Genomic DNA, 9,574 nt, shown 5'->3' with positions numbered 1-9,574 from the left:
CCCCTCACACGCGTCGAGACCCATCGTCGGCGCCGAGACCCACTCCCGCAAGCGACTGCAGGAGTGGGTCTCGGCGAGTGCAATGGGTCTCGACGGGGGTGCCGGGGGCGTGGCGCGACTCAGGCGAACAGACGCTGCAGGCGCTGGACACCCTCGAGCAGCTGGTCGTCGCCGAGTGCGTATGACATGCGGATGTAGCCGGACGGGCCGAAGGCCTCACCGGGCACGACGGCCACCTCGGCCTGGTCGAGGATGAGGTCGGCGAGCTCGAGCGAGGTGGTCGGCGTCACACCGCCCCAGGTGCGACCGAGCAGACCCTGCACGTCGGGGTACACGTAGAACGCGCCCAGCGGGTTCGGCACCACGAGGCCGTCGATCTTCGACAGCTCGGAGACGATGAGCTGGCGGCGGCGGTCGAAGGCCTGTCGCATCTGCTCGGCCTCGTTCTGCGGACCGGTGAGGGCGGCGATCGCAGCCTTCTGGGCGACGTTGTTCACGTTGCTGGTGAGGTGCGACTGCAGGTTACCCGCGACCTTGATGGCGTCGGCCGGACCGACCATCCAGCCCACGCGCCAGCCGGTCATGGCGTAGGTCTTCGCGACGCCGTTGACCAGGATCGTCTGGCCGGCGACCTCGGGGACGGCTTCGACGATCGAGGTGGCCTTGACGCCCTCGTAGGTGAGGTTCTGGTAGATCTCGTCGCTGATGATCCAGATGCCGTGCTCGAGCGCCCACTCGCCGATGGCTCTGGTCTCCTCGGCGGTGTAGACGGAGCCGGTGGGGTTCGACGGTGAGACGAACACGAGTGCGGTGGTGCGGGCGGTACGAGCGGCCTCGAGCTGCTCGACCGTGACCTTGTACTCCTGGTCGGCGCCGGCGAAGACCTCGACGGGGGTGCCGTCGGCGAGGCGGATGGCCTCGGGGTACGTGGTCCAGTACGGCGCGGGCAGCAGCACCTCGTCGCCCGGGTTCACCACGGCCTGGAAGGCCTGGTAGACCGACTGCTTGCCGCCGTTGGTGACGATGACCTGGCTCGGAGACACCTCGAGGCCCGAGTCGCGGAGGGTCTTCGCCGCGATCGCCTCGCGCAACGCCGGGAGGCCGGGAGCGGGCGTGTACCGGTAGCTCGCCGGGTCGGCCAGAGCTTCGGCCGCCGCATCGACGATGAACTGCGGCGTCGCGAAGTCGGGCTCGCCGGCAGCGTATGAGATGACGTCCTTGCCTTCGGCCTTGAGGGCCTTGGCCTTGGCGTCGACCTTGAGGGTCGCGGACTCGGCGATGGCGGACAGCTTGCGAGAGAGAGGAGCGCGTTCGGTCACGATTACGAGCGTACTCGGGTCGGTGCGGCAGGAGAGGTGTGGGATGCCGCCAAGATCCGGAGTTCTTTCGGGTTCGGAAGGTCAGTCGGTCGTGAGTCCGTGGGCCTGCGCGACGGCCGGGAGCGTGATGCGTCCGCCCTGCACGTTCAGCCCCTTCGCGAGCGCCGCGTCCTCAGCCGCCGCACGCTCCCAGCCCTTGCCTGCGATCGCCGAGACGTAGGGGAGGGTCGCGTTGGTCAGCGCACGGGTCGCCGTCTCCGGCACCGCGCCCGGCATGTTCGCGACGCAGTAGTAGATCGAGTCGTGCACGGCGAACGTGGGGTCGTCGTGGGTGGTCGGGCGCGACCCCTCGAAGCATCCGCCCTGGTCGATCGCGATGTCGACGAGCACCGAGCCCGGCTTCATCGCGGCGACCATGTCGTCGGTCACCAGCTTGGGAGCGGCGGCACCCGGGATCAGCACGGACCCGATCACGAGGTCGGCGCTCTTCAACTCCTCGGCGATGTCGTAGCGGCTCGATGCGCGGGTCTCGAGAGCGCCGCCGTAGCGGTGCTCGAGCTCACGCAGGCGCGGCAGGGAGACGTCGATCACGGTGACCTTCGAGCCGAGTCCGAGTGCGTTCGCCGCGGCGTGCTCGCCCGCGACGCCGCCACCGATGACGACGGTCTTGGCACGCGGCGTGCCGGCGATGCCACCGAGCAGCATTCCGCGTCCGCCCTGCGACCGCAGCAGTGAGTACGAGCCCATGGTGACGGAGAGGCGTCCCGCGATCTCGCTCATCGGCACCAGAAGGGGCAGGCTGCGGTCGGGAAGCTGCACGGTCTCATAGGCCACGGCCGTGGTTCCCGCGTCGACGAGGGCGGTCGTCAGAGCGCGGTCGGCGGCGAGGTGAAGGTAGGTGAAGAGGGTGAGGTCGTCGCGCAGGAAGCCGTACTCCTGAGGGATCGGCTCCTTCACCTTGATGACCAGATCGGCCTCGCCCCACGCGTCGGCTGCGATCGCCACGATGTCGGCACCGGCCGCGCGGTAGTCGTCGTCGGTGATGCGCGAGCCGAGCCCTGCGCCGGACTGCACGAGCACCTGGTGGCCCTCGCGCACCAGGCGGTCGGCGCCGGCGGGGGTGAGGGAGACGCGGTTCTCGTTGTTCTTGACCTCGGTGGGGACGCCGATCTTCATTGATCCTCCAGGGTTCGATGCGGTGCGGCACTCAGGATCGCAGAAACATCGACAGAACAACAGAATCCGTGAAGATGATTCGCTCTGCGCACGGATCCTGAATAATGCTTCGTATGGAGACGACATCGGAGGCCTCGGAGCCGAATACCGTTCGGGCGCCGGCGCTCGATGCGGTCGACGCGAAGATCGTGCAGCTGCTCACGGCGGACGGCCGCATGACCAACGCCGAACTCGCCGGACGACTCGGCGTCGCCCCTTCGACGGCGCACACCCGCCTGCGCGCCCTGGTGGACCGCGGGGTGATCACGGGGTTCCACGCGAGTGTGGACGAGCGGATGCTGGGTGCCGGGCTGCAGGCTGTTATCGGCGTGACCCTGCGGCCGAGCGGACGGAGGGAGAGCATCGTCGAGTTCGCGGATCGCGTGCGGGTGCTGCCCCAGGTCATCCAGGTGTTCTTCCTGGGTGGAGACGATGACTTCCTCTTGCACATCGCCGTCGCGGACTCATCCGAGATGCGCGAGTTCGTGCTGGAGCACCTCTCGGCGCAGAGCAGCGTCGCCTCCACCCGCACGAGCATCGTGTTCGACTATCACCGCAACTCGGTGGCCGCGTCCTTCCGCTGAGGTGCCGGAGCGTTCTCGTCAGGCGCCGTAGGAGGCGGGCAGGGCGCAGTAGTCCGCGAACCGCCGCTTCGGATGTGCCGGGTCGGAGACGTCGACGATCGAGCCGGCCACGGTGTGGGGCGGTTCGTCGCCCGCCAACTGCCACAGCGCGTAGTTCCACATCCCCCTGCTGCGCTCGCCGATCAGGGCGGCTGGACCGGAGACGAGCAGGATGTCGTCGCTCTTCGGTCCCTCCCGGAACGCGGTGACCACGCCGCGGAGCTCGGTCTTGTCGCCCTCTGCGGAGTGTTCGCGCACGACCTGCTGCCCTGACGCCGTCAGAGCGGTGGCGAGTTCGTCGGCTGCCTGTCGCGAGCGCTCGGCATCCGCCCCGGCCACCGCGAGCAGCCGCCGCCCACGCGGATAGAAGTGCAGGAACTCGGTGGCGATGTCTGCCCAGACGTCGGTCATGCCTCCAGGCTACGCCCGCGTGCCCGCCCCGGCTCCGGACGCGGAAGAGTCCCGGGCCGCAGCTGCCGCCCGGGACTCTTCCTCTCGCGCTCAGTCCTCGTCGATCAGGTATCGGCTGTAGGCGCCCAGCGTGAGGAAGGTCGGGAACTCCTCCTGCAGGGCGACCTCGCGGAAGATCTCCGCTGCGTCGTCGTAGCGGTCGCCGTGGCTGCGGGTTGCCTGTGCGAGCACCTGGTCGATCAGCCCCTCGATGTACTCCGCCGTGATGGGGGTGCCGTCCTGCGTGGTGCGGTCCTGGTGGATCCACTGCCACACCTGTGAGCGGCTGATCTCCGCGGTCGCGGCATCCTCCATGAGGTTGTCGATCGCCACAGCGCCGAGCCCGCGCAGCCAGGCCTCCAGGTAGCGGATGGCGACCGACACGTTGTCCCGCACACCCTGGGCGGTGATCGGGCGGCCGATGTGCAGGTCGAGCAGGTCGCGCGCCTCCACGTGCACGTCGTCGCGCTGGCGGTCGACCTGGTTCGGGCGGTCGCCCAGCACGGCGTCGAACTCAGCCTGCGCCGTGGGAATCAGGTCGGGGTGCGCCACCCACGTGCCGTCGAAGCCGTCTCCGGCCTCGCGCTTCTTGTCGGCAGACACCTTCTCGACCGCACGCGCCGTCACCTCGGGGTCGCGGCGGTTCGGGATGAACGCACTCATGCCGCCGATCGCGAAGGCTCCGCGCTTGTGGCACGTCTGCACGAGCAGGTCGGTGTAGGCCCGCATGAACGGCACCGTCATCGTGACCTCGCTGCGGTCGGGGAGCACGAAGCGCGCCCCGCGGCCACGGTAGTTCTTGATGATCGAGAAGATGTAGTCCCAGCGCCCGGCGTTCAGGCCGGCGCAGTGGTCGCGCAGCTCGTACAGGATCTCGTCCATCTCGAACGCGGCAGGCAGCGTCTCGATCAGCACGGTGGCGCGGATGGTGCCGTGCGGGATGCCGATGTACTCCTCGCTGAACGAGAAGACGTCGTCCCACAGCTTCGCCTCCTCGCTCGACTCCAGCTTCGCGATGTAGAAGTACGGGCCTCGCCCGGCCTCGATCAGCGCCTGTGCGTTGTGCAGGAAGTAGAGACCGAAGTCGACCAGCGACCCGGATGCCGAGGTGCGACGGCCCGCCCGGTCGATGAAGGCGACGTGCTTCTCGGGCAGGTGCCAGCCGCGGGGGCGCATCACGATCGTGGGCGTGCGCTCCGCGGTGACGCGGTACTCCTTGCCGGATCCGGATTCGGAGGCGGGCGCGGTGAAGGAGAGTTCTCCTCGGATCGCGTCCTTGAGGGAGAGCTGACCCTCGATGACGTTCTTCCAGGTGGGACTCGTGGCGTCCTCCTGGTCGGCGAGCCACACCCGCGCACCGGAGTTCAGCGCGTTGATCGTCATCTTCGGGTCGGTCGGCCCGGTGATCTCGACGCGGCGGTCCTCGAGGCCAGGGCCGGCGCCGGCGACCCGCCAGTCCCGGTCTTCGCGGATGTGGGCCGTGTCGTCGCGGAACTTCGGGTCGTGCCCGTTGCCGATCTCGAAGCGTCGGCGCATCCGGTCGGCGAGCCGGTCGTGACGGCGGGACGCGAACCGATGGTGCAGCTCGGTGAGGAAGGCGATCGCCTCAGGCGTGAGGATCTCCTCGTAGTGGTCGCGGATGGGGCCGGTGACCTCGATCGCCGGACCCTGCTGGGTCGTCTGGATCGGTGCCGTGGTGGTCGTGGGAGTGGTCATGATGAGTCCTTGTACGTCGGTGTCCTCATCCGCCGAGACCCACGGTGGTCGCCGAGACCCAACGCTGCAGACGATCGCGGCGGTGGGTCTCGACGGCGGGGATGGGTGTCGGCGAGACGGGAACGAAGTGGGGATCAGTGGAACTGCGCGGCTTCGGTGGAGCCGGCGAGGGCGAGGGTCGCGCTGTCGGGGTTGAGCGCGGTGGAGATGACGTCGAAGTAGCCGGTGCCCGCCTCGCGCTGGTGCTTGGTGGCGGTGTAGCCGTCCGCCTCTGCGGCGAACTCGGCCTCCTGCAGCTCGACGTAGGCGCTCATGGCGCGATCCGCGTAGCCGCGGGCGAGGTCGAACATCGAGTAGTTCAGGGCGTGGAATCCGGCCAGCGTGATGAACTGGAACTTGTAGCCCAGATCAGCCAGCTCCTGCTGGAACGTCGCGATCTCGGCGTCCGACAGGTGCTTCTTCCAGTTGAAGCTCGGCGAGCAGTTGTAAGCCAGGAGCTTGCCGGGGAACTGTGCATGGATCGCCGCGGCGAACGAGCGGGCGAGCTCGATGTCGGGCTCTCCCGTCTCGACCCACAACAGGTCGGCGTAGGGGGCGAAGGCGAGGCCGCGGCTGATGACAGACTCCAGACCGGGGCGGATCCGGTAGAACCCCTCGGTGGTGCGCTCGCCGGTGGTGAACTGCTGGTCGCGCTCGTCGACGTCGCTGGTGAGCAGGTCGGCGGCGAGGGCATCGGTGCGGGCGATGATGACGGTCGGGACGCCGGCGACGTCAGCGGCGAGACGGGCCGCGTTCAGGGTGCGGATGTGCTGCTGGGTGGGCACGAGCACCTTGCCACCGAGGTGGCCGCATTTCTTCTCGCTCGCCAGCTGATCCTCCCAGTGGATGCCGGCGGCGCCGGACTGGATGAGCGACTGCGCGAGCTCGTAGGCGTTGAGCGGTCCGCCGAAGCCCGCCTCGGCGTCGGCGACGATCGGGGCCAGCCAATCCTGCGTGGTCTCACCCTCGGCGTGCTCCAGCTGGTCCTGGCGGATGAGCGCGTTGTTGATGCGGCGCACGACCGCCGGCACCGAGTTCGCCGGGTACAGCGACTGGTCCGGGTAGGTCTGACCGGCGAGGTTGCCGTCGGCGGCGACCTGCCAGCCGGAGAGGTAGATGGCCTTGAGGCCGGCCCGCACCTGCTGCACGGCCTGGCCTCCGGTGTAGGCGCCGAGCGCCCTGACGTAGTCCTCGGTGTGCAGGAGGTTCCAGAGGTTGTCGGCCCCGCGGTGAGCGAGCGTGGCCTCTTCGCGAACCGATCCACGGATGCGGATCACATCCTCGGCCGTGTAGGTGCGCTCGACACCGTCCCACCGGGGATCGGTATCCCAGATCTCCTGAAGCTCGGCTGCCGTCTGAACCTGGTCGCCGGCTCGCAGACCGGCGGGGCGGGGCGTCGGGGTGTTGGCGGTGTTCGTCATGGTGTCTCCTCGGTGGATCCGGCTGCGGTGCCGGAGTGGCGTGGTTCCACTGTGAGTGAAGTTCACGAGCTTGGCCGACCGATTCCGGGGAGAAGATCGGTCGAAATTCTGTTTCTGTGACAGAATCGCCCGCATGAGCACCATCGACGCTGCAGAAGAGACCGACGCCCTCACGATCGGCCGCCGCATCCGCCAGCTCCGTACGGCGAAGGGGATGACCCTCGACGACCTCGCCTCCGCCGTCGACCGGGCGCCGAGTCAGATGTCGATGATCGAGACCGGCAAGCGCGAGCCGAAGCTCACGCAGCTGCAGGCGATCGCCCGGGCTCTCGGGGTCACGATCGACGCGCTGCTGGAAGGCGAGCCGCTCGACGAACGCAGCGCGGTCGAGATCGCCCTGGAGCGGGCGATGAAGGGCCAGACGTTCCAGGCCCTGGGCATCGAGCCGTTCCGCATCGCGAAGAGTCTGCCCACGGATGCGCTGAAGGCGCTGCTCGCTCTGCACGGCGAGATCGACAGGCTCAAGGACGAGCGGGCCGCGACGCCCGAAGAAGCTCGCCGGGCGAACGTCGAGCTGCGGCACCTGATGCGGCGGCAGGACAACCACTTCGCCGACCTCGAGACGAAGGCCGCCGAGATCCTCGCCGCGGTCGGTCACCCCGGCGGCCCGCTGACGCAGCGCACCGCATCCGAGATCGCGGCCTACCTGGGCTTCACCCTGCACTACGCGCCCGACCTGCCGCAGACCACCCGCAGCGTCGCCGACCTCGCCAACGGCAGGCTCTACCTCTCCAGCAGTGTGCCGGCGAAGGGCGATGCCCGCACCGCGGTGCTGCAGGCGCTGTCGAGTCGCATCCTCGGGCACTCCGAACCACGCAGCTACGCCGAGTTCCTGCGTCAGCGCGTCGAGACGAACTACCTCACCGGCGCCCTGCTCATCCCGGAGGCGCACGTCGTCCCCGCCTTGAAGGACGCCAAGCAGCGGAGGGCGATCTCGATAGAAGACCTGCGTGACGGATACTCGGTGTCGTACGAGACGGCGGCGCACCGCTTCACGAACCTCGCGACCCGGCACCTCGACATCCCGGTGCACTTCCTCAAGGTGCACGAGTCGGGCACCATCACCAAGGCGTACGAGAACGACGACGTGAACTTCCCGACCGACCGGCTCGGGGCCATCGAGGGGCAGATGTGCTGCCGCCGGTGGACCTCGCGCGTGGTGTTCGATGAAGACGACCGCTTCAACCCGTACTACCAGTACACCGACACCGGCAACGGGACGTATTGGTGCACCGCCCGGGTGGAGTCGTCGAGCGAGGGGCTGCACTCGGTGAGCGTGGGAGTGCGCTTCGACGACACGAAGTGGTTCGTGGGGCGTGACACCTCGCATCGCGGCGTCTCGAAGCATTCGGTCGAGGTGTGCTGCCGTCGGGCTCCCGCCGATCTGGAGGACCGCTGGCGCGAGAACTCGTGGCCCAACGTGAAGACCCCGCGCACGCTGCTGGCGACCCTGCCCACCGGAGCCTTCCCCGGCGTCGACACGACCGACGTGTACGAGTTCCTGGAGGCGCACGCACCGCGGTGAGACGCCGGTCGATACGCTCAGTCGATGAGCAGCGACGTCTTCCCCGGTCCGTTCGGCCCGATGCCCGAGGCAGGGTCCGCCGCGATCATGTGGATGCCGTCGCCGTCGGATGCGCGGAGACCGGTGCGGTTCATCGGCGGCTTCGAGCCGTTCGCCGGGTTCGTACGGAGTCAGGGCGCGGACCCGAATCTCCTGGCCCACGACCTCGCGGCGACGTGGGATTTCGTGGCCGCGCATCATGTGATCCTCGACAGCGCCGACCTGGCCGCTGCGGCGGCGCGTTTCGTGGGCAACGTCATCGCCATGGTGCATCCGGCAGCGACATGGCGGATGGCGGCCGAGCCCGAGATAGGGACGAACACCCTCTCCATCCCGGTCGAGGCGCTCGTGCAGGGGATGGTGCGGCAGTCCGACCAGCGCGAAGCCTTCCTGCGGATGATCGAGTCGTGGGATCAGGACGACCTCGACGACCAGAAGGTGAGGGCGCTGTCCGCCGAGGCGCCCGAGCGCACCGCCGTGCTCCCTGCGAGCGCCTACGTCCGTCCCGCTCTCCCGCTCCTGCTCTTCCGCGACGACCGGGGCGAGGTCATCCGCTACGGACGCCGCTGGTCCGAGGGTGCCCCGCCGGAGGAGGCCTACTCCCGGGAATCGCACCCGGAGCGCTTCGAACCGTTGCTTCTCGTGGTCGAAGCCCTCGTCGAACACCTTCGTGCCGGGTACGAAGTCGAGGTGCGGCGTGAGCGCGATGAGGGAGGTGCCGAAAGCATCGTGCTCGACCCCGCGGTCGGAGCGGCGATCAGCCTCGCTCCGATGCCTCCCGTCGTCCGCGTCGAAACCGGGGCACTCTTCCATGCGATCGTCCCGTCGTGCGTGTGCGACGCCTGCGACGAGACTGCCGAAAGCGCGGCGGACGAGATAGAGCGGATCGTGCTGTCCGTCGCCTCAGGCGGTTTCCGGGAGAAGTACCCCGTCGGGCGACGCGCCTGGCTGTACACGGAGGTGCGGTCCCCCGACGGGGAGCGTCGGGAGACCGCCGCGGGTCCGGCCCCGGAGCTGACCGCGGACGAGCGGGAGCGCGTGACGTCGCTGTTGAGCGGACTCGATGGCGGCTGGTGGCCGGCCTGGCCCCTCCGCTCGACCTCGGTCTGACCTCCGGTCTCCGCTGTCCTCATGGGCGGAGGCATGGTGCGCCCGTCATGCCGTTCG

General features: G+C 68.9%; 8 protein-coding genes. 3 read left to right on the top strand and 5 right to left on the bottom strand.

Annotation, left to right across the window (positions count from 1 at the left end):
* Nucleotides 1-119: 119 nt before the first annotated feature.
* A complete protein-coding gene (locus tag FFS56_RS18055; protein WP_127012569.1) occupies nucleotides 120-1,319 on the bottom strand; it encodes a pyridoxal phosphate-dependent aminotransferase in 1,200 nt (399 codons plus the stop codon).
* An 81-nt stretch (nucleotides 1,320-1,400) separates the two neighbouring features.
* The gene (gene ald / locus FFS56_RS18050) at nucleotides 1,401-2,495 is read right to left on the bottom strand and encodes an alanine dehydrogenase (RefSeq protein WP_046747839.1); all 1,095 of its coding nucleotides are present in this window, start codon (nucleotides 2,493-2,495) and stop codon (nucleotides 1,401-1,403) included.
* A 104-nt stretch (nucleotides 2,496-2,599) separates the two neighbouring features.
* On the opposite strand from ald, the gene FFS56_RS18045 reads away from it, so the two are divergent.
* Entirely contained in the window at nucleotides 2,600-3,118 is a 519-nt protein-coding gene (locus FFS56_RS18045; RefSeq protein ID WP_082108623.1) for an Lrp/AsnC family transcriptional regulator, read from the top strand.
* Between the two features lie 18 nt (nucleotides 3,119-3,136).
* Here FFS56_RS18045 and FFS56_RS18040 read toward each other — a convergent pair whose 3' ends face one another.
* The 3 genes from FFS56_RS18040 to aceA form a co-directional block, all read right to left on the bottom strand.
* Complete coding sequence (locus FFS56_RS18040) at nucleotides 3,137-3,568, bottom strand: hypothetical protein (protein ID WP_046747841.1); 432 nt, start codon at nucleotides 3,566-3,568, stop codon at nucleotides 3,137-3,139.
* Nucleotides 3,569-3,658: 90 nt separating this feature from the next.
* On the bottom strand, nucleotides 3,659-5,323 hold the full coding sequence (gene aceB / locus FFS56_RS18035; protein ID WP_127012568.1) for a malate synthase A: 1,665 nt from the start codon (nucleotides 5,321-5,323) through the stop codon (nucleotides 3,659-3,661).
* 134 nt (nucleotides 5,324-5,457) lie between these two features.
* Nucleotides 5,458-6,783, bottom strand: coding sequence for an isocitrate lyase (aceA, locus tag FFS56_RS18030; RefSeq protein WP_046747843.1), 1,326 nt, complete (start codon nucleotides 6,781-6,783; stop codon nucleotides 5,458-5,460).
* A gap of 133 nt (nucleotides 6,784-6,916) precedes the next feature.
* Here aceA and FFS56_RS18025 point away from each other — a divergent pair, with 133 nt between their 5' ends.
* Complete coding sequence (locus FFS56_RS18025) at nucleotides 6,917-8,368, top strand: helix-turn-helix domain-containing protein (protein WP_046747844.1); 1,452 nt, start codon at nucleotides 6,917-6,919, stop codon at nucleotides 8,366-8,368.
* 24 nt (nucleotides 8,369-8,392) lie between these two features.
* A complete protein-coding gene (locus FFS56_RS18020; RefSeq protein WP_127012567.1) occupies nucleotides 8,393-9,517 on the top strand; it encodes a DUF6226 family protein in 1,125 nt (374 codons plus the stop codon).
* The last annotated feature ends 57 nt before the right edge of the window (nucleotides 9,518-9,574 follow it).

Origin of the sequence: Microbacterium sp. Beta (assembly GCF_005502545.1) — a bacterium.
Taxonomy (GTDB): Bacteria; Actinomycetota; Actinomycetes; order Actinomycetales; family Microbacteriaceae; genus Microbacterium; species Microbacterium oxydans.
This window is presented reverse-complemented; position numbering and strand designations above follow the sequence as displayed.

Coding starts and splice junctions, on each gene's coding strand:
- ald (WP_046747839.1), bottom strand. CDS start 2,495: ATGAAGATCGGCGTCCCCACCGAGGTCAAGAACAACGAGAACCGCGTC.
- FFS56_RS18045 (WP_082108623.1), top strand. CDS start 2,600: ATGCTTCGTATGGAGACGACATCGGAGGCCTCGGAGCCGAATACCGTT.
- FFS56_RS18040 (WP_046747841.1), bottom strand. CDS start 3,568: ATGACCGACGTCTGGGCAGACATCGCCACCGAGTTCCTGCACTTCTAT.
- aceB (WP_127012568.1), bottom strand. CDS start 5,323: ATGACCACTCCCACGACCACCACGGCACCGATCCAGACGACCCAGCAG.
- aceA (WP_046747843.1), bottom strand. CDS start 6,783: ATGACGAACACCGCCAACACCCCGACGCCCCGCCCCGCCGGTCTGCGA.
- FFS56_RS18025 (WP_046747844.1), top strand. CDS start 6,917: ATGAGCACCATCGACGCTGCAGAAGAGACCGACGCCCTCACGATCGGC.
- FFS56_RS18020 (WP_127012567.1), top strand. CDS start 8,393: ATGAGCAGCGACGTCTTCCCCGGTCCGTTCGGCCCGATGCCCGAGGCA.